This window comes from Actinacidiphila glaucinigra, from assembly GCF_900188405.1.
Taxonomy (GTDB): domain Bacteria; phylum Actinomycetota; class Actinomycetes; order Streptomycetales; family Streptomycetaceae; genus Actinacidiphila; species Actinacidiphila glaucinigra.
Genome location: NZ_FZOF01000029.1, coordinates 22,140 through 41,508 on the forward strand (window position 1 = coordinate 22,140; position 19,369 = coordinate 41,508).

A 19,369-nucleotide genomic window follows, 5' to 3' on the forward strand; every position below is an offset into this window, starting at 1 on the left:
TGGAGAAGCGTGCCGCAGGCATCGGCTGCTCGAAGCCCCTTCTCACGTTACTGGGCGGTCGGATGCCGCGCTCGGCACGTCCTGAACCCGGAGCCCGAACCCGCCGCGCCGCCCGCTATGCGGCGGCGGCGCACCTGATGAGCAGCAAGGCGATGTCGTCCGTGCGGGTGGCGCTGCGGCATGCCTCGTCGATCAGGTCCTGGGCGAGCCGGTCCATGGGCTGCGGACCCGTGCGGGCGAGGCGGGCGGCGAGCCCGCCCATGGCCTCGTCGAGGTCGACCCCGGGGGTCTCGACGAGCCCGTCGGTGTACAGCGCGAGGACCGCGCCCGGCTCCAGGGGGATCTCGGTGGTGGGGTAGTCCGCTTCGGGGTCGATGCCGAGCAGCAGTCCCGGCGGCACGGTGAGGACCTCCGCGTGCCCGTCCGGGTGGAGCAGCACCGGTGGCGGGTGGCCGGCGGTGGCCAGGAGGGCCTGGTGCCGCGCGAGATCGAGCCAGGCGTACAGGCAGCTGACGAAGCGGCCCGTGTCCAGGTCCACCAGCTGGCGATTGGCCTGGCAGAGGGCCTCCGCCGGTGCCGCCCCGGCGGAGGCCTGGGAGCGGATGGCGGGGCGGATCCGCCCCATCAGCGCGGCCGCCCTGACGTGGTGGCCCTGTACGTCGCCGATGACCGCTGCCGCGGTGGTGTCGTCGATCCTGACCAGGTCGTAGAAGTCGCCGCCGATGTCCATGCCGCTGACGCTGGGCAGGTAGCGGGCGGCGACGTCGAGTCCGGGCATGTCCGGCAGCGAGTCGGGGAGCATGGCCGCCTGCAGGGTCTCCGCGAGCTCCTTGCTGGCGTCGTAGAGACGGGCGCGCTCCAGCGCCTGGGCGATCAGCCCCGCGAGCGCGGTCAGCACGGTCCGCTGGTTGCCGGAGAACTGGTGGGGCCGGTCGAAGGCGAGGACGCACAGGCCCACCGGGCGCCCCGAGGCGATCAGCGGCAGGTACGCCCAGGCGTGCAGGCCCTTCCTGGGCGAGGCGAGCGGGTAGGCGGACATCACGTCCTCGAAGGTGGCGAAGAAGGCCGGTACGCCGTCCGCGAGGGTGCCGGCCGCGGCCGGCGAGGTGAGCGCCGCCCCGGCGAAGATCTCCGTCGGGCAGGGGTTGTAGCCCCGGCAGCCGACGAACCGCAGGCCGCCCTCCTCCGCCAGGGCCATGCCCAGGGTCTGGGCCCGGAAGGTCGGCAGCATCTCCTCCGCGACGAGGTCGACCACGTCGACGACACCGACGGCTTCGGAGAGGGCGGCGGCCATGTGCAGCACCTGGTAGAGCTCGCCCAGGGCGATCGGCCCGCCCCGGGGCGCCGGCGTTCCGCGCGGCGCCGCGTTGCGGTGGCGGCCGGGCGCGTAGGGGACGACGCGGACGCTCACCCCGGTGGCATCGGGGTGGAGCTCGAACGCGAGCCACCGGCCCGGCGGGACCATCGCGGTGAAGGATTCCGGCTGCCGGCTGACCACGGCCGCGCGGAAGCGGTCCTCGAAGGCGGGGTCCGCCGACCACGACAGGGCCTGCCAGGGGCGCCTGCCGAGGAGGCCGGAGACGGTCCCGCCCAGCAGGCCGGCCGCGGTCTCGCTGAGGTAGGTGAACCTGCCCTCGAGGTCGAGGGTGCCGCTGCCGCCCGGCAGGCGTGCCGCGAACTGCGCCGCGGCCAGCGCCTGCGCCGGCTCCCACTCCTGGACGGGCGGCCGGGACGCCGTCCGCGGGTACGCCGCGGGGGTGAGCGGGTGCCCGGAGTCGGCGGCGTCCCGCAGGAACCGGCCCAGGCGCCGGCAGGCGGCGCCGACCCGCTCGTGGCTGGGCGCGGGCACCTCCGCGGTGTCGCAGCACGGCCAGAACAGCAGAAGTGCACCCCAGGGTTCGGAGCCCGTCAGGATCGGTGCCGCGGCCACCGCGAAGTGGTACGGCATGGCGATCGCCGTGCGCGGGTAGCGGCGGGCGAGCTCCTGGGGCTTGCTGAGCCACACGAGCCGTCTCTCGCGCACCGCGTCGGCCACCGGTACCCGGTTGGACAGGCCCACCCCGAACCATGGCGCGAGGAAGTCCGCCGGCATGCCCGTGGCCACTTCGAGCCGTAGTGCCTCGCCCTCGGGTGCCAGCAGGAACAGCGCGCCCGCGTGGGCGCCCGTGTCACGCGCGGCGAGTTCCAGCAGCCGGTCCAGTTCCGCCCGGGACGCCGGCCCGGCGGCGTGCGACGGGGTGCTCGCACGCGCCCGGGCAGCGGCGTCGTCCGGTGAAGCACGCATGGCTCAACCGTACGTCCGGACCCGCCGGCCCCGCCCGGGAGCCGGCCGCGTCCCCCGCGTCCTCAGCCGCCGACCCGGTACCGGCTGGTGATCGCGACCCGGTTGAAGGCGTTCATCAGCGTCGCCAGCCAGGCGACGGCCGAGACCTGGTCCGCGGAGAGCACGGCCGCGGCCGCCTCGTAGTCCGCGTCGCTCACGTGCCCGTCCGGGACACACGTGATCGCCTCGGTCAGGCGCAGGGCGGCGCGGTCGGTCGCGGAGAAGTAGTCGGCCTCCTCCCATGCGGGCAGCACCGCGATGCGGTCCGGGTTCTCGCCCTTCTTGAGGGCGTCGCGCGTGTGCATCCGCAGGCAGAACGCGCAGCCGTTGATCTGGGACGTGCGGATCTTCAGCAGCTCGACCAGGAGCGGGTCCAGACCCGCCTCGGCGGCGCTCTCCTCCACCGTCGCGGAAAGCGCGAGAAGCGCCTTGTAGCTGGCCGGGTGCTGCTTTCCGATGTTGACGCGCTGCTGCTCGGTCATGGGTGTCTCCTCCTGGTGTCGCCTGTGGGTCAGCCTTGTCGAGGGTTCGCCGTCACGCGCGGCGGCGTCCCTCCTGTTTTCGGGTTCAGACGTGCGCGATCTTCTCCGGGTTGAGGACCCTGCGGTACGCGGTGATCAGGCCGTCCTCGATCTCCACCGTGTCCACCGAGAAGACCCGGCCGGCACGGCGGTGCACCAGAGCCGGCTCGCCGCCGACCTCGACCAGGTCGATGCGGTCCGAACGCCACCGGAGCAGCAGGCCCACCATCAGCCGGGCGATGCGCGCACCGCCGTGGACGACCCTGCGCGCGGTGCCGATCCTGCCGCCGCCGTCGGTGACGTACACGGCCTCCGGGTGCAGGAGCCGCACCAGCCCGGCCAGGTCCCCGGCCTCGTACGCGGCGCGGAACGCGGCGAGCAGCCGTTCCCGCTCCGCCCGGGACGCCCGCGGTGCGGACGGCCTCGCGGCGGCCACCTTGCGGCGCGCCCGCGAGGCGAGCTGGCGGGCGGCGGGCCCGGAGGTGTCCAGCACGTCGGCGATCCGGCCGAACTCGATGCCGAAGACGTCGTGGAGGATGAAGGCCACCCGCTCCGGCGGGCTCAGTTCCTCCATGACCAGGAGCATCGCCGACCCGACGGACTCGTCGACGAGCACCGCCTCCGACGCGTCCGGTCCCGTCAGCAGCGGAGCGGGCAGCCAGGGACCCACATAGGTCTCCCTGCGGACGCGTGCGGACTTCAGGATGTCGTACGACCGCCGGGCGGCGACCGTGACCAGCCAGGCCCGGAGATCGCCTATGCCGCGCAGATCCGCTCCGGCCGCCCGGAGCCACACGTCCTGCGCCACGTCCTCGGCGTCGGCCACGCTCCCCAGCAGGCGGTACGCCACCCCGAAGACGGCGGGCCGGTGTGTCTCCCACTCGGCCTCGAGCACCTCGGGCGGCCCGGGCGTACGCGTGACACTCATGCTGACGTAACCTCCTTCACCCCCACACCCGGCGAAATCGAGATGTTCTCTGTCCTGAATCATGCCGCAGTCATGGTGCGGGAGCACGGAGCGGCCCCCGCCCTGGCAGGGACCGTTCAGTCGCGCCCGAACCCGCCGCGCACGTACGAGCCCACCGCGGGGGCGTGCGCTTCGGCCTCCGCCCGCACATCGGCCAGGCTCTGTGCGGCCAGTGCCTTCCGCCAGGCCAGCTCGGCCCGCCCCATGGCGGTGTTCACCGCGCACGGGCGGCTGAAGCCGCCGGCCGGCACCCGCTCGCCGATGGTGCCGCAGCGGCGGATCTCCGCGCAGCGGAACAGGGGGTCGTCGCCCTCGACGGCGAGGACCACGTCCAGCATCGACACCGCCTCCAGAGGGCGGGCCAGCCGGAAGCCGCCCCGCGCGCCCGGCACGGATTCCAGCAGCCCCGCCTTGACGAGTTGCTGGAGCTGCTTGTTCAGGTAGGACGCCGACAGATCGTGGACGGCGGCCAGCCGCGCGGTCGGGACCGGCTCGCCGTCCCCGAGCCACGCGAGGTTGAGCAGTGTGTGCACCGCCCACTCGACGCCCTTGCCTGTTCGCATATCTGGATAGTAAACATCCGGATATGAGACGTCAAAGCCCGCGTCCACCCGCGGCGTGCGTCACGGGACACCACGTTTCGCGGCGGGCGGGTCGTCGGAACCGGTCGTCCGGGGGCGTGCGGGCGGCGCTCGCGGTACCCGGGCGCGAAACCGGCGGCCCAGGGCGTCCCCGCCGTGCCCGCGGCGACGGTGAGGACGGCGGTCGGCGGCATGTCCTCACCCGCCGGGTAGTCCGGGTAGTGCCGACTGCACAGCCGCATGGTCCGTGCAGTGCGGCACCGTGCGGGTGCGGGAGTGCCGGTCGGTTCACTGGGGGACGGCGGAAGCCGGTGCCGCGGGGTGTGCGCGGCACCGGCTCCGGGCGTCACCTCAGGCCGAAGGCCCGGATGACGGTCTGCGCGACCGATCCCCCGGTGCGTGCCGTGGCGGTGGTGCGCAGCGACACGAACGCGGCCGAGGAGGGGGCGTGCAGGGTGGTACGCCAGGTTCCCTGACGTTCCCTCAGGTCCTGTCGGTGCCAGGACGCTCCTCCGTCGTAGGAGACCTCGAGCCGGACCGAGGACACCGCGTCCCTCGCGGACGTGCCGAGCACCGAGGGGGTGACGGAGACCTCCCCGGCGCGGTGCGCCCTGCCCGCGGCGTCGAGGTCCGTGCCGTAGTCGAGTTGCACCAGCGGCACGGTCCCGGACTGCGCCTTGCCCGAGACGAAGTCCCACTCCGTGCGGGTCCGCGACGAGTACGGGCTCAGCGCGGGATCACCGGCCGTGTCGACGACGAGCCGGTACGGCAGCGACTCCGCCGGCAGGTCGAAGGCGTTGACGTAGGCGCTGTCCGTCGTCAGCAACGTGGTGCCGCCCTGGAGCAGCGAGGTGCGCGTGGTCATCGTGTCGGTTCCCGCGGAGCCCGTGTGCGGTGCTCCGGAGTCGCTCCAGCCGTTGACGACCAGCGAGAGCGAGGTGTCGTCGCGCACCTGGGAGTCGCCGCCGGACATGCGGGGCCGCAGGACCGGGCCGAGCCAGCGCTCCCGCTGGACACTGCCCTGCCGGTAGGACGTGGGGCTGTTCGTCGCGCCCACCCAGCCGGTGACCGACGCGGTCTGCTGCCAGGTCGCGTCCTCCCCCGCGGTCACCCAGTCGGTGCGCCGTCCGGGTGCCATGGGCTCGAGGCCGAAGGAGTATCCCGTGGACCACTCGTACGCCGGGTAGTCCGTCCGGCGCTCCATGGCCTGCTTGCCCTGCGGCTGGGCGAAGTCGAGGTCGATGCGCGCCAGCCGGTCCGGGTCCGCGTGGTAGGCCACGTCCTTGGGCACGGCGCCCGCGTGGTACTTGACCAGGTCGTACACGTAGGAGGGGGAAGGGTGCGCCGCCACCCGGAGCCGCACCCGGTGCTCGCGCGCCGCGGCGATCCGCGCGATCAGTGCCTCGCCCTCGTCCTTGCCCACCGAGACGACGGGCACGTCGATGGCGGCGCTGTAGTCCGGTTCCCCGTACCACGCGGCCAGCCGCCCCACCCCGTCGTTGACCACGAGCAGCAGCCGCGCTCCGGCCGCCTTCGCGGCCGATGCCTGCGCCGAGGGTGCGACCTCGGCGCTGTGGCGGACCACGGCGACCTTGCCGCGGACCGCCGCCTTCGCGAAGTCCTCGGGCGAACCGGCCCCGGCGAACACCGCGTCGGGCGAGGACGTGCCGTCGGGAAGTGCGGCGCTGCCCTCCTGGGCGAGGGCGTCGTCGATCGTCGCGCCGTCGTAGGACAGGTCGAGCGGCGTCTGCTGGGCCCGCAGGCGGGTGGCGAACACGAAACTGCCGTGGCGCACCTTGGCACCGGTCGGCTGGGCCCAGATGCTGTCGTAGCCCCGGCCGACGACCACGTTCTCGCGCATCGCGCCGTAGTCGTCGGGGCCGGGCCGGGTGGAGGTGAAGGAGCGGAAGAAGTCCAGCCTGGTGTTCACCAGTGTGCTGGGCTTCGGTGTGACGGCCCGGACCTGGTGCGCCTTGGAGGCGTCCAGGTCGACCCGCCGGTCCGCGGTCAGGTCCACCTCGGGGGCGCTCAGCAGGGCGATGCCCCGGGAGTCGGGGCCGTGGGTGCCCTGGACGTCCGCGTACGACACCACCGTGTAGGTGTCGGTCGGCAGACGCAGGGTCAGCTCTCCGCTCGCGGGGATCTCGTACGCGGTGGTGGACCGGCTGAGGGCGCCCTTGAGGTGGATCCAGCCGCCCATGGGCCTGCCCGCGCGGTCCTTCATGCTGATGCCGAGGTCGTAGCGCTCCGGCTCGAGGCCGACGCCGGTGACCGTGTGGGCGACCACCGCGCCGTCGGCGTCGCGGGCGACGACCTGGGCGGTGTGGTTGCCCCGCGCGAGGCCGGCCGGGTCGGTGGCGACCTCGACGGCGGTGCTGCCGCGGGCCGGTACGGTGACCTGGTCGGCGGAGAGGGTGAACACGCCGGCGTCGGAGGCGCCCGCCTCCACCGCGAGCCGCAACGCCACGGGCTCGTCACCGGAGTTGGTGTAGGTGACCTCCTGCCTGACGGGGCCGCTGCTCCCGTTGGGCCACGGGAGGAAGCGGAAGGCCGAACCGGTCGCGGTGACCCGGGCGCGGACCGCGGCCGCCACGTCGACGCGCCCCGAACCGCCCTGGTACGCGGTCAGGTACGGCGTCGGCCTGCTGGTGCTCATCAGGGCGTCCTTCAGCCGGCCGGCGGGCCAGTCGGGATGCCTCTGCGCCAGCAGGACCGCGGCGCCGGTGACGTGCGGGGCGGCCATCGACGTCCCGCTCATCGTCGTGTAGGCGCCCTCCCCCTGGTCCGTGTACTGCGACCGGGCGGCCAGGACGTCCACTCCGGGGGCCGTGAGGTCGGGCTTGAGGCCCTCGTCACCGACACGCGGTCCGACGCTGGAGAAGTTCGCGAGGTCGTCGGAGGCGCCGACCGCGCCCACGGTCAGTGCGGCGTCGGCGGCGGCCGGGGAACCGACGGTGTACGGCGTGGCCCCGCGGCCGCTGTTGCCGGCGGAGACGACGAACAGCGTGCCGGTCTCGGCGCTGAGGGCGTTCAGGCTCCGGCTCATCAGGTCCGTGCCGTCGCTGGGCTCGGCGCTGCCGAGGCTCATGTTGACGACCTTGGCGTGCTCCGTGCGCGCGGCCCACTCCATGCCGCCGATGACCCAGGACTCCTGTCCCTCGCCGCGGTTGCCGAGCACCTTGCCGACCACCAGGTCGGCGCCGGGGGCCACCCCCTTCTCCTTGCCGTCCGACGCCGCGCCGGTGCCGGCGACGGTGGAGGAGACATGGGTCCCGTGGCCGCTGCGGTCCGGCACGTCCTGGTCGGGAACGAAGCTGCGGGTGCCGACGATCCGGTCCTTCAGATCCGGGTGCCCGGGGTCGACGCCGGTGTCCAGCACCGCGACCTTGACGCCGGCGCCGGTGTCGCCCGACTCCCAGACCTGCGGGGCTCCGATCTGGGCCGTGGTGTCGGCGAGCGCTGCCTTCGTCCTGCCGTCCAGCCAGATCTTGTCGATGCCGCCGCTGAACGGCGGGGCCGCGGCAGCCCGTCGGGATTCGGTGTCCTGCCCGGAGGGGCGGGTGCCGCCGGCGGTGAGCGCGGCCCAGGCGTCCGCCGCCTGCGACCGCTCGGCCGCGACAGCGGCGCCGTCGACGGAGGGAAGCTCGCGACGGGCCTCCGCACCGGGAAGGGTGGCGGCGCCTCGGCGCAGGGCCGCGGAGTTCCCGCCGGTGATGATCAGGGGCAGCCGCGGGGCGTGCGCGTCGTCGTAGCCCTGCGCGATCAGCGCGGTGACGTTGAAGAGCCGCTTGTCGAGGCGGTCCGCGGCCACGTAGGCGAGCGCGTCGTCGGGGTAGACGTAGGTGTCGCCTCCCTCGGTGACGATCCGTACCGAACCCGAGGCCCCGGGACGACGCTCGACGCCGATCGTGTCACGCCCGCCTGCGGTCCCCGGGGTGACGACGACCTTGTCCCCGGTGACGAGGGTCACCGTTCTCACCGGACCGCCCGCGGGGGCCGCCGGCCCCTCCGGTGGCGCGGCGGACGCGGCCGCCCCCGCCGACGCGGGACTCAGGAGCGTGATGAGTACGGCGGACGTGGTGCCCAGAGCCGCCAAGCCCGTTCTTCGAGCCGTGGAGAAGAACACAGTTCCTCCTTGCGATTTCCTGGGCGAATACGATCACATCCTCGAGATTTCGAAAAGATCTTGACAGATTCCAACAGAACGGCAGGACGTACGAGTTGCGCGGGGACCGGCGCTCGGGGCGAGGCGTCGTCGACCCGCCCCGAGCGCCGGTGTCAGTCCCCGACGCGGGGCGGGGTGCCGGTGCCGTACACACGCTCGGCGTGAGCGGCGTACGCGTGGCGTGCGGCGGCCGTCAGCCCCGAGCGCTGCGGCTCGGGCAGTTCGGCGAGCAGTGCCTCGACGACCTCCGGGTCCGCCTCATACATCGCCATCCCGAGGGCCAGCGGCAACGTCTCCTGCGGGGTCCTGGCCATCCCGTGCTCCCCGAGTCGCCTCCACTCGGCCGCGGTGACGTAGCGCTCGGCGAGCGGGAGTATCTCCTTCTCCTCCAGCGCCAGGTGCTCCAGGAGCGCGGGCAGCAACCGGTCGAGGGCGTCCGCGAGCCGCCCGCCGTCCAGCGCGGTGGCGCGCCACCCCGGCAGCAGCCCGGTCACCTCCCCGTAGGTCTCCTCGATGGCGGCGTGCTGCTCCTCCATCGTCGGGACGATCGCCGTCGCCCGGTCGCCCGCGCGCTCGAGCAAGCGCGGCCAGAGCAGCAGATCCTCGCCCTCGTGGTGCAGGTGCAGGACGGAGCACACCTGCTCGGCGTGGGCACCGACCGTCTCCGCGCGCTCCACGTCACCCGGCGCGACGTCGCGCACCAACCGGGGCAGGAGGCGGAACTCCCTGCGCAGCATGGTGTGCGCCATGTACATGTCCCGGACGTCCGCCATGGGCTCGTTCACCGGCGTCACTTGAAACCTCACTTGCCGTGGAACCCCTTCGGGGAACCACTGTCGGTGGGCCGCCACCCCGGTCGGGACGGCGGCCCGGGATCGACCGGTCCGGTCAGAGGGAGCCGCCCGGCTTGAGGGCCGCGGCGATGCGCGTCACGCGGCCGCCCAGGTAGCGCGCGGCCTCCAGACGGCTGGGGTCCGGCAGGTCGGCGCCGTTGTTGGACGGGTGCGACGGGCCGTAGGGGTTGCCGCCGGCCGCGAAGAGCAGCGGGTCGGTGTAACCGGGGGCCGCGATCAGGCCGCCCCAGTGGTAGAAGGTGTTGTTCATCGCGAGGATCGTGCTCTCCTGGCCGCCGTGGGCGTTCGCCGCGGAGGTGAAGGAGGCGTAGACCTTGTCGGCGAGCCTGCCCTGCGCCCACAGGCCACCGGTCTGGTCCAGGAACTGCTTGAGCTGCGCGGCCGGCAGGCCGTAGCGGGTCGGGGAGCCGAACAGCACCGCGTCCGCCCAGTCGAGGTCGTCGAGCTCGGCCTGGGGGATCTCCTGCGAGGTGCGGTGGTTCTCGGCCCACACGGGGTTGCTGTTGATCGCCGCCTCGGGCGCGAGTTCCGCCACCCGGCGCAGCCGGACCTCGGCCCCCTCTTTCTGTGCGCCTTCGGCGATCGCCTGCGCCAGGCTGCGCACGGATCCGGTGGCCGAGTAATAGATGATGGCGACGCGTGTCACGTCTTCACTCCTTGCTGCGGGACATGCCGCTGCTCCCCTGTGCGCGGATCGGCGACGGCGCCTGGCGGGGAGGCCGGCACGAGGTTCTGGCCTCGTGCCCAGCACCGTAACGGAACATGCGTACGCAAGCAACCATCCCTTTCACACCATTCGGTCACCCTGTACGCACAATTGCGGGCGCAAGCACTTCGTGATTTCATTGCTCGCGCACGCAGTTTCACGCTCCTGAGGCGCAGCCTTCGCCTTCGGGCGGCGCGACGACAGTGCCGTGTCCCCCGGTGTGCCGGTCCTTTCGTGTCCCCCGGCACTCCGGGCCGGACCGGGCCGGCGGGGCCGCCCGGAAGGTCACCGGCGGCGGGCACCGCTCCGAAGCCGATGACGGCGAGCTGCGCGTCACCGACCTCGCGTCGGCGACGACACTGTCCCTCAGCCGCATCCCGCGCGTGGTGAACTCGCTCCAGGCGCGCGGCTGGGTGGGGAAACGGCGGCACGTCCACGACACCCGGGGCTGGGTGACGAGCCTGACGGACGAGGGCCTGCGCCGCCTCGAGTCGGCCTATCCGGCGCTGCTGCTGAGTGCGCGCCGTCGTGTCGTCGACCATGTGGACTGCGGCACGGCCGCCATGACGGCACATCAGACCCGGCGGAACGCGTTCGCGCCGGCGTGAGGCGGGCCCCCGCGCGGCACGTCCGCCGCATCACTCGCTGCGCGGCGGACGGAGCAGCAGGAACACGCCCACGGCGGCCGACACCAGGATGACGTACATCGCGAAGGCCACCCCCGCGTCCCGCAGCCCGAGCGCGAGGGTGAGGGCCCCGACGCCGACCACCGGTACGGAGATGCCGACATAGGCGACGACGAAGAAGGCCGAGATCGTCGCTCCGCGGTGCTCGGCGGGAGCCACCGCGCTCACGCCGGTGAGACCCGCGCGGAACGACATGCCCTGCCCGAGGCCACCGGCCAGCGCGCCCACGACCAGCACCGGCAGGGACTCCACCACCAGCGAGGCCGCCACCACGGCCATGCCGGCCGTGAGCACCAGGCACCCGGCCGGCAGTGCGCGCCGGACCCCCAGGCGGCCCATCAGCATCTGACCGGCGGTGGACGCGCAGAACACGGAGAAGACGACGAGGCCGGTGACGGCGAGGTTCTGCTCCCCCAGAGTCAGCGCGAGGAAGCTCGGAGCCACCGCGGTGAACAGGCCGAGCATGGAGAAGCCGGCGAACGCGGCCAGCCCGGCCGGCACGAAGGCCGCGCGCGTCTGCGGCGGGACGACCATGCCCTGCGGCCGCAGCGGCGGACGCGGGCTGCGGAGCGCCACCGTCTCGGCCAGGGCACGCGTGACGGCGAACGCCGCCAGCAGCAGGGCGATGTGCGCCACGAAGGGCAGCCGCAGGGGCCACGGCGCGTACTGCGCCAGGACTCCGGACAGCAGCGGCCCGCACCCCAGCCCGCCCATGTTGGCGGCGGTGGCCGCGAGCCCCGCCCGCGCGCGCAGGTCGGAAGGCGCGAGCTCGAGTACGGCGGCCGTGGCGGCGCCACTGAGCAGTCCGGCGGAGAATCCCGACAGCAACCGCCCGGCGAACAGCAGCGGCAGGCCGTTCTGGAACAGGAAGCACACCGCGCTCAGCAGTGACAGCCCCAGCGCGGCCAGCAGCACCGGGCGCCTGCCGAGGACGTCCGAGAAGTCGCCGGCGACCAGCAGCGCGGCGATCACTCCGATCGCGTAGACCGCGAAGACGACGGTGACGACCAGTTCGGAGAACCCGATCTCCTCCCGGTAGAGGCCGTAGAGCGGGGTCGGCAGGGTGGTCCCCGCCATGCCGACCGCGAAGACGCCGGCCGCCGCGACGTACGCGCTCCGCGCACGGCGCTCCCCGGGGGCTTGCTCGATCACGCCTGCCACGTTAGCTGACGGACCGTCGGATCGACCGTGACGGGGCCCGCCGGGCGGGCCGGGGTCGCGGGGGGGGCGAAATCCCTGGCGACGGGGGCGGTGACGTGCGAAGCTGCCGGGCCATGACCCGAAGCCCCGGCCTCCGCCTCGACGCACAGACCATCGACCGAGCCGCCGGGGTGCTGCTGGGCGCGGCCGTCGGCGACGCGCTGGGCGTGCCGTACGAGTTCGCGGAGGCGCTGCGCGAGGACCAGCGGCCGGGCATGATCGGCGGCGGTCTGGGGCCGTACCGGCCCGGCGAGTACTCCGACGACACCCAGATGCAGGTCTGCGTCGCCCAGGTCGCCGCGACCGGGGCGGATCTGCGCGGCCCCGAGGCCCTGGACGCGATCGCAGCCGGTTTCCGGCGCTGGCTCGACGGTGGGGCCAGCGACGTCGGCGCTCAGACCCGTACGGTTCTGGGCGCCGCCGGACGGCTGCCCGGAAGCCCCGCGGAGGCACTGCGGGAGGCCGCGCGCCGGTACGCCGCGGGGCACCGGCTCACCGCGGGGAACGGCTCGTTGATGCGCACCGGGATCGTGGCGCTCGCGCACCTCGGCGACCCCGCCGCCATGGCCGAGGCCGCCACCGCTGTCAGCGCGCTCACCCATCCCGACCCCGAGTGCGCCGACGCCTGCGTCCTGTGGTGCTCCGGCATCCGCACCGCCGTGCTGAACGGGACCTTCGACGGGGTGCGTGCCGGGCTCGAACTCCTCCCGGCCGGACGGCGGGACCTGTGGGCGAAGCGCCTGGACGAGGCGGAGGCCGAGCCGCCGCGGCACTTCGCCGGGAACGGCTGGGTCGTACAGGCGCTGCAGGCTGCCTGGTCGGCGATCACCCGCACCGCCGTCCCCGTACTCGACCCCGCGCAGGGGCACTTCCCCGCCCTGCACCTGCGGCTCGCGCTGGAGGCGGCCGTGCGGGCCGGCCACGACACCGACACGGTCGCGGCGATCGCCGGCGCCCTGCTCGGCGCGCGCTGGGGTTGCTCCGGCGTCCCGCTGGACTGGCAGCGGGCCGTCCACGGCTGGCCGGGCCTGACCGCGCCGGACCTGGTACGGCTGGCGGTCCGCACCGCCCGGGAGGGGGCCGGCGACGAGAACGCCGCAGCCCCGGCACCGCACATTCCGTTGCCGTACGGCTCCCCCGGCGGCCCCGCGGCCCCGCATCCGCACGACCCCGGTGTGCTGCTGGGCGTGCCGGGCACCGAGCCGGTGCCGGTCGGGGCCGTGGTGTCGCTGTGCCGTGCGGGGACGCCGCCGGACCTGCCCGGTGCCGACGTGGAGCGCATACAGGTGTGGCTGCCGGACGGTCCGGGAGGCGACGCCGACCTCCCCTACGCGCTGGACCAGGCTGCCCGGCAGGTGCTGCGGCTGCGCCGCGCGGGCCGGCGGGTCCTGCTCCACTCGGCCGACGGGCCGATCCGGGCGCACGCCGTCGCCGCCGTCTACAGCCATCTGATCGGCCGCGTGCCGGACGGGCCGCTCCCGGTGCCGGGCCGGCACGAACTGCGCGACGCGGTCCGGCTGCTGATCGCGGCACCCGCCCCTGACTCCCCGTACGACGCGGATGCCCCCGCGACGCCCGTACCGGCGGCGCGCGACGCCGCCCCGCAGGAGGACGTCGCCGACGACGGCGGCGCCGAGGAGCACCCGGAACTCGACAGGGAGCGCCCGCGGCTGCGGGAGGACGCCCTGCCCCGGGTGCGCGGACTGCTGCTCGGTCTGGCCCTCGGCGACACCCTGGGCACCGCCCGCGAAGCGCTGCCGGCCCGCGGCCCGCTGCCCGCGGGGACCGCCACCCGGTCGGCCTGTCTCACCGTCGAGGACATCATCCGCGCCGCCGCTGAACTCCCGCCGGCCGTGCGGAACACCCACGGACGGCGGACGGCCCTGCCTGCGGAGGAAGCCCCCGAGCCGGACGGCCTGCTCACCCGGGTCCCCGCACCGGCCGGGGCGCGCGGCGCTGAAGGGATCCTTCTCGCCGCCGCCCTCCCCGCCGCCGTCGCCGGAGCCGTCCACGGTCCGGCGCGGGCGGCCGTCCGGGCACGGGAGATCGCCGCCCACTCGGCGGCGGCACACGCGGCCGTGCTCCTCCACCACTGTCTGGCCGGCGCCGAGGACATCCAGGAGCCCCTGTTCGCCGAGCAGTCGCAGGTGCGCATCGCGCTGCGAGCCGGTCTGGACGCCCTCGGCGACAGCGGCGGGACCGGCCACCTGCACACCGCGTTCCGGCAGGCCGCCGACGACCCGGCCGACCCGCGACGGCTCGCCGCGCTCACCCCGGACGCGACCGCGCCCTCGGCACTGCGCGGCGCCCTCTACTGCGCCGTCTCCTTCCCCCACCGGCACCAGGTCGGTGAGGCACTGCGCCTCGCCGCCGCGGCGCCTGACGGCTCGTCGGTCGCCGGTGTCACCGGCGCCCTCCTGGGTGCCGCGCACGGCGCGCGGGCCCTGCCCGCCGACCTGGCCGGCCGCCATGAACTCGCCCCGGTCCTGGACGCCCTCGCCCACGACCTCGTCGCCGCGTACAGCTGATCACGCCGGTGGGCCCCCACCGCGGATGCGGTGAGAGCCCACGCGGCGGTCAGGAGCGCCGGCTCACAGCTCCTTGACGCGGATGTCGCGGTAGGAGATGACGTCGGTCGTGCTGTGGACCTGGAGGCCGATGTAGCCGGTGGCGTAGCGCCGGCCGTCGGTGCCCGGGTCCCCGGCGCGCGGCGGGGTGAAGACCTGGCCCCCGACGTTGTCGAACTCGTTGATGACGACGCCGTTGCGCAGGACCGTGAAGTGCTGGCCCTCGGCGCGGATCTCGTAGTCGTTCCAGGTGCCCTTGGGGGTCACGCCGGCGCCGCCGAGGCCCACGCGGTCGAAGCCGTAGACGGATCCGGTCTTGTACATGTCGCCGTCGGGGCGGTCGAGGATCTGGATCTCGTGCCCGTAGTTGATGGCGACCCACTCGGGCCGGGACTCCTCGGGGTGGTCGTGGACGTTCGGGAAGCGGATGAAGACGCCGCCGTTGGCGTTGCCCGTGCCCGGGGCGTCGTCGCGGAACTGCAGCTTGAGCGAGAAGTCGCCGTACCTGCGCTCCGGGAACCACAGCATGCCCATGCCGGGGACGGTCGTGCTGCTGGTGATGGCGCCGTCGCCGGAGAGGGTGAAGCGGCCGCCGCCGACCTGCTCCCACTTGGCGAGGGAGGCCTCGGTGCCGTCGAACAGGTCGCGGTAGCCCTGTGTCTGGCCGGGCTTGCCGATCTTCGACTGCTTGGCGGCCTTGGTGATCTTGTTGAACTCGCGCTGGTCGATGACGTTGTCGGCGAGCAGCCGGTCGAGCACGCCGTCGACGTGCTTGAGGAACAGGGCGTGCGAGGACCAGTCCTTCTCGTCCTCGATCAGTTCGTTGATGGTGCAGCGGCTGCGGGTGAGGCGGTTCGGCACACCCGAGTCCACGGTGCCGACGATGACGGTCAGCCGCTCGTCGTACTCGGGGCAGTTGGGCGCCGGGACGCCGCCGCCCTGGGCGACGGTGAAGGTCACCTCGCGGGCCGGGGAGGTGTTGCCCGCCTTGTCCGTGGCACGGTAGGCGAGCGTGTGCGAGCCGATCCGGTCGACGATGACGGGGGCGGAGTACGCGAGGTACGGGCCGCCGTCGAGGGAGTACTCGACGCGGTCCACCCCGGAGCCCTCGTCGGTCGCGGTGACGGTCACCTTGGCGCTGGTGACGTACGCGCCGTTGGAGTTCTTGGTGCCCGTCACCGTCGCCGAGGTCTCCGGCGCGGTGGTGTCCTGGGTGGGCGGTGCCACCACGGTGAAGGCGACGGACTTCCCGGCCGCCGCGTTGCCCGCCTTGTCGGTGGCGCGGTAGCGGACGGTGTGGGAGCCGACCTGGTGCACCATCACCGGCGCGGTGTACGGCTGCCAGGCGCCGTCGGCCCCGATGGCGTACTCGATGGTGTTGACGCCCGACCCGGTGTCCGACGCGGTGACGGTGACCGTGGCCATCGTCAGGTAGTTGCCGTCGGCGTCCTTCTCCCCGCTGACGGTCGCGGAGGTCTCCGGCGCGGTGGTGTCGTCGGTCGGCGGCGCGACCACGTCGAAGGCGACGGACTTCTCGGCCGCGACGTTGCCGGCCTGGTCGGTGGCGCGGTAGCGGACGGTGTGGGAGCCGACCTGGTCGACGACCACGGGCGTGGTGTACGGCTGCCACGGGCCGTCCTCGCCGACCGCGTACTCGACCGTCTTCACACCGGATCCCTCGTCGGTCGCGGTGACGGTGACCGTGGCGGAGCCGACGTAGGCGCCGTCGGCGTTCTTCTGGCCCGTGACGTCGGCCGCGGTGGTGGGTGCGGCGGTGTCCTCGCCGCCGCCGTCCTCGGTCACGGTGAGGATGCCCTGCATCTGGCCGTGGCCGGGGATGGTGCAGAAGAAGCGGTAGCGGCCGGGGGTCAGGGTCACGTCGACGGTGTGCCTGCCGCCGGAGTCGTCGCCCGGGTTGGCCAGGATGTTGAGCGGGACGTCGTGGTTGTACTCGGGGTCCGACATGTCGAAGGTGAGCGTGTGCGGCATGCCGATGTCGTTGCCGGTAGCGGCGCTGTTCTCGAAGACGAGCGTCGCCGGGCCGGCCACCGCCGTGGTCGGGAAGCTCGCGTACTGGTCGGTGCGGGAACTGGCCGTCCAGGTGAGCACCTGGGCGGCGGCCGTGGTCCCGCCGGCCGCCGCACGGTCGTCGGTGCGTCCGTACGCGACGGTCGAGGTGAGCCCCAGCACCATCAGCAGTGCGCCCAGCAGGGCCGCCAGCGGGAGTAGAGGTCGGTGTCTCACTGTGCCGCCTTCCTTGCCAGATCCGCAGCGGCGGGAGTCGCCTCGCCGCCCTTGTACGTCACGCGCCACAGCGCGGACTGGGAGTCGGAGGTGAAGAAGCCGCGCCCGTAGTCGAGGACGTAGAGCGAGCCGTCCGGCGCGAACTTCCAGTCCATGAGGTTGCGGATGCCGCCCTGGCCGACCGGGATGATCTTCTTCAGCGACTCGGCGGTGACGGGCAGTCCGCCCTTGCCGACGGTCTTGGGGTCGGTGAGCACCGCGTGGCGCGGGTTGTCGGCGTCGTAGAAGTCACCGACGAACCACTTGCCGTCCCAGTACCGCGGCCACGCTCCGTCGCCCGCGGTCGTGGCGTCGTAGCGGTAGACCGGGCCGTCCATGGTGGCCTGGCCGCCGCCCTTGAGCCACGGCAGGAGGTAGGTGGCCTCCTCGTTCTTGTAGCTGGGGATCCCGTTGGCGTCCCGCGGGAAGTCGGGCGCGCCGCCCTGCGGGGAGTACCAGATGGTGTTGCCGGTGACGGGCGGGAGGTTGACCAGGCCGTCGTTGTTCGGCGACTCGTTCTTCGGGGCGTCGCAGTTGTACCAGCCCAGCGGCTTGTCCGGGTCCGGCAGGTTGCGGTCCCGGTAGGGCTGCTTGTTGCCCATGCAGAACGGCCAGCCGTGGTTGCCGGCCTTGGTGATCGCGGCGAACGTGTCGTACTTCGCCGGTCCCCAGGTCGTGCTCGGCGAGCCCGCGTCGGGGCCGACCCAGCCCGCGTAGAGGATGTCGGTCTTCTTGTCGACGGAGATCCGTGCGGGGTTGCGCACGCCCATGACGTAGATCTCGCCGCGGGTCTTGTCGCCGCCCTCGTCCTGTTCCTCGCCCGTGAAGAGGTTGCCCGGGGGCAGGGTGTAGGTGCCGTCCGGCTCCGGGTGGATGCGCAGGATCTTGCCGTTGAGGTTGTTGGTGTTGCCGGCCGTGCGGCGGGCGTCCGCGAAGGACAGGCCCTTGAAGTTGGGCTCCGGGTTGTTGCCCGAGTAACCGCCGCTGAAGCCGGAGGAGTTGTTGTCGCCGGTCGCGATGTAGAGGTTGCCCTTGGAGTCCCAGGCCATCCCGCCGCCGGCGTGGCAGCAACTGTGCACCTGGACGGGCCACTTGAGCAGGACCTTCTCGGAGGCCAGGTCCAGCTTGTCGGTGGCGGGGTCCAGCGTGAAGCGGGAGACGCGCCGCTCCGCGACGTGCTTGTCACGGTCGAGGCCGGAGTGCGGGGTGTAGTGGAGGTACACCCAGCCGTTGGTCTCGAAGGCGGGGTCCAGCTCGATGCCGAGCAGGCCCTCCTCGACCTTGGTGAGTTCGTCGCCGCCGCCCTTGTTGCCGAAGACGGTCAGGGCGCCCGCGAGGGTCACCTTCTTCGTCGCCGGGTCGTAGACGTGGATCTGGCCGAGTCCCTTGCCCATGTCGGGGCTGTTCCAGTCGGTCACGACCGGGGCGCCGTTGGCACCGCCGCCGCGGCCGATGTACAGCACCCGTCCGTCCGGCGCCACGACCATGCCGTGCGGTTCGCCGATCTGGTCCTGCTGGCCGGCCTGGTTGGGCTGGGTGACCTTCACCGCGCTGTAGTTGGCGTCGATGGTCGCCTTGCAGTCGGCGCGCGAGAGCCGGGACGTCCACTGCAGGGCGCCCCGCAGGTGGTCGCGGAAGTCGGTCTCGGCGAAGGACTCCGCCGTACCGCCCATTCCCGTGTAGAAGGACCGGCCACCGTCGTAGTCGCGGCACCAGGAGACGGGGTGGTCGACGCCGTTGGCGCCGGTTCCCGGCTTGTAGCTGCTCTCCCGGACCTTGGCGACGGTGTGCACCTTGCCGGTCGGGTTGCTCGCCCAGTTGATCCACTTGTCGGGCCGCTTCCATTCAAGCGGCAGGTCCTTCGTGGCCGGATTGATCCGGTCGGGGATCTCGACGACGGCGCGCTGGACGGCGGCCGGGCTGGTGGCTGCCGGCCGGGCGCCGATCAGACCGGCGAACCAGTCGGAGTACGGTTCGGTGCGCGCGGCGTCGTGGATGCCGAGGAAGCCGCCGCCGGCTTCCATGTAGGCCTCCAGGCCGGCCTCCTGCTCGGGGTCGAGCACGTCGCCGCCCCCCGTCAGGAAGACGACCGCGTTGAAGGTGCCCAGGCGCTTGGCGTTGGTGAAGACCGAGGCGTCGTCCGTGGCGACGGTCTTGAAGCGCTGGGCGTCCGGCCCGGACAGGCCGATCGCCTCGATCGCCTCGATGCCCGCGTCGACGGTCGGGGACTCCTCGGTGGCCGAGGCGTGGAACACCAGGACCTTGACGTTCTTGCCGCCTGGTGGCGACGGCAGGGATAACGTTGTCGGCACCGGCTCCGGATACGGTCTGGCGGTGGCGGCGGTGCCGCCCAGCAGCGATGCCGCCAGCGTCCCCGCCACCAGGGCCGCGGCCGTGCCTCGCCGGGATCTCGACCGGTGATGTGGTGCGTTCTGCATGCTTCACCCACCCTCCGTGGTCACAGCAACAGCGCCTGAAGCTAGACGGCTTTTGACGGTCCGCCAATAGCTATAGGC

General features: G+C 73.3%; 12 protein-coding genes. 2 read left to right on the top strand and 10 right to left on the bottom strand.

The genetic code is table 11. The features are described 5' to 3' along the window. Nucleotides 1-115: 115 nt before the first annotated feature. The 7 genes from CHF15_RS36135 to wrbA form a co-directional block, all read right to left on the bottom strand. Complete coding sequence (locus CHF15_RS36135; protein ID WP_089228158.1) at nt 116-2,284, bottom strand: SpoIIE family protein phosphatase; 2,169 nt, start codon at nt 2,282-2,284, stop codon at nt 116-118. Between the two features lie 62 nt (nt 2,285-2,346). Continuing rightward, nucleotides 2,347-2,805: a carboxymuconolactone decarboxylase family protein gene (locus tag CHF15_RS36140; RefSeq protein ID WP_089228159.1), complete on the bottom strand. Its 459-nt coding sequence runs from the start codon at nt 2,803-2,805 to the stop codon at nt 2,347-2,349. An 85-nt stretch (nt 2,806-2,890) separates the two neighbouring features. After that, nucleotides 2,891-3,772: an RNA polymerase sigma factor SigJ gene (gene sigJ, locus CHF15_RS36145; protein ID WP_089228160.1), complete on the bottom strand. Its 882-nt coding sequence runs from the start codon at nt 3,770-3,772 to the stop codon at nt 2,891-2,893. 116 nt (nt 3,773-3,888) lie between these two features. Continuing rightward, nucleotides 3,889-4,374 (bottom strand): RrF2 family transcriptional regulator, encoded by a 486-nt coding sequence (locus tag CHF15_RS36150; protein WP_089228161.1) that lies wholly within the window; start codon nt 4,372-4,374, stop codon nt 3,889-3,891. Between the two features lie 364 nt (nt 4,375-4,738). Then, nucleotides 4,739-8,362: a S8 family serine peptidase gene (locus tag CHF15_RS36155; protein ID WP_089228228.1), complete on the bottom strand. Its 3,624-nt coding sequence runs from the start codon at nt 8,360-8,362 to the stop codon at nt 4,739-4,741. A gap of 308 nt (nt 8,363-8,670) precedes the next feature. Further along, nucleotides 8,671-9,342 (bottom strand): hemerythrin domain-containing protein, encoded by a 672-nt coding sequence (locus CHF15_RS36160; protein WP_245939226.1) that lies wholly within the window; start codon nt 9,340-9,342, stop codon nt 8,671-8,673. A gap of 103 nt (nt 9,343-9,445) precedes the next feature. Continuing rightward, nucleotides 9,446-10,057 (bottom strand): NAD(P)H:quinone oxidoreductase, encoded by a 612-nt coding sequence (gene wrbA / locus CHF15_RS36165; RefSeq protein WP_089228162.1) that lies wholly within the window; start codon nt 10,055-10,057, stop codon nt 9,446-9,448. Between the two features lie 278 nt (nt 10,058-10,335). Between wrbA and CHF15_RS36170 the strand changes: the two genes are divergently transcribed. Continuing rightward, nucleotides 10,336-10,725 carry a helix-turn-helix domain-containing protein gene (locus CHF15_RS36170; protein WP_089228163.1) on the top strand — a complete coding sequence of 130 codons (390 nt, stop codon included), beginning with the start codon at nt 10,336-10,338 and terminating at the stop codon, nt 10,723-10,725. Nucleotides 10,726-10,755: 30 nt separating this feature from the next. Here the strand turns inward: CHF15_RS36170 and CHF15_RS36175 are convergent, their stop codons facing one another. Beyond that, nucleotides 10,756-11,952: an MFS transporter gene (locus CHF15_RS36175; protein WP_458363520.1), complete on the bottom strand. Its 1,197-nt coding sequence runs from the start codon at nt 11,950-11,952 to the stop codon at nt 10,756-10,758. 125 nt (nt 11,953-12,077) lie between these two features. Between CHF15_RS36175 and CHF15_RS36180 the strand changes: the two genes are divergently transcribed. Further along, nucleotides 12,078-14,531, top strand: coding sequence for an ADP-ribosylglycohydrolase family protein (locus tag CHF15_RS36180; RefSeq protein WP_089228165.1), 2,454 nt, complete (start codon nt 12,078-12,080; stop codon nt 14,529-14,531). A 63-nt stretch (nt 14,532-14,594) separates the two neighbouring features. Here CHF15_RS36180 and CHF15_RS36185 read toward each other — a convergent pair whose 3' ends face one another. Together CHF15_RS36185 and CHF15_RS36190 are read right to left on the bottom strand one after the other, a co-directional pair. Further along, a complete protein-coding gene (locus CHF15_RS36185; protein ID WP_245939234.1) occupies nt 14,595-16,763 on the bottom strand; it encodes an OmpL47-type beta-barrel domain-containing protein in 2,169 nt (722 codons plus the stop codon). 47 nt (nt 16,764-16,810) lie between these two features. Beyond that, entirely contained in the window at nt 16,811-19,291 is a 2,481-nt protein-coding gene (locus CHF15_RS36190) for a ThuA domain-containing protein (RefSeq protein WP_089228167.1), read from the bottom strand. Nucleotides 19,292-19,369: the final 78 nt, after the last annotated feature.

Coding starts and splice junctions, on each gene's coding strand:
- CHF15_RS36135 (WP_089228158.1), bottom strand. CDS start 2,284: ATGCGTGCTTCACCGGACGACGCCGCTGCCCGGGCGCGTGCGAGCACC.
- CHF15_RS36140 (WP_089228159.1), bottom strand. CDS start 2,805: ATGACCGAGCAGCAGCGCGTCAACATCGGAAAGCAGCACCCGGCCAGC.
- sigJ (WP_089228160.1), bottom strand. CDS start 3,772: ATGAGTGTCACGCGTACGCCCGGGCCGCCCGAGGTGCTCGAGGCCGAG.
- CHF15_RS36150 (WP_089228161.1), bottom strand. CDS start 4,374: ATGCGAACAGGCAAGGGCGTCGAGTGGGCGGTGCACACACTGCTCAAC.
- CHF15_RS36180 (WP_089228165.1), top strand. CDS start 12,078: ATGACCCGAAGCCCCGGCCTCCGCCTCGACGCACAGACCATCGACCGA.
- CHF15_RS36185 (WP_245939234.1), bottom strand. CDS start 16,763: ATGGTGCTGGGGCTCACCTCGACCGTCGCGTACGGACGCACCGACGAC.
- CHF15_RS36190 (WP_089228167.1), bottom strand. CDS start 19,291: ATGCAGAACGCACCACATCACCGGTCGAGATCCCGGCGAGGCACGGCC.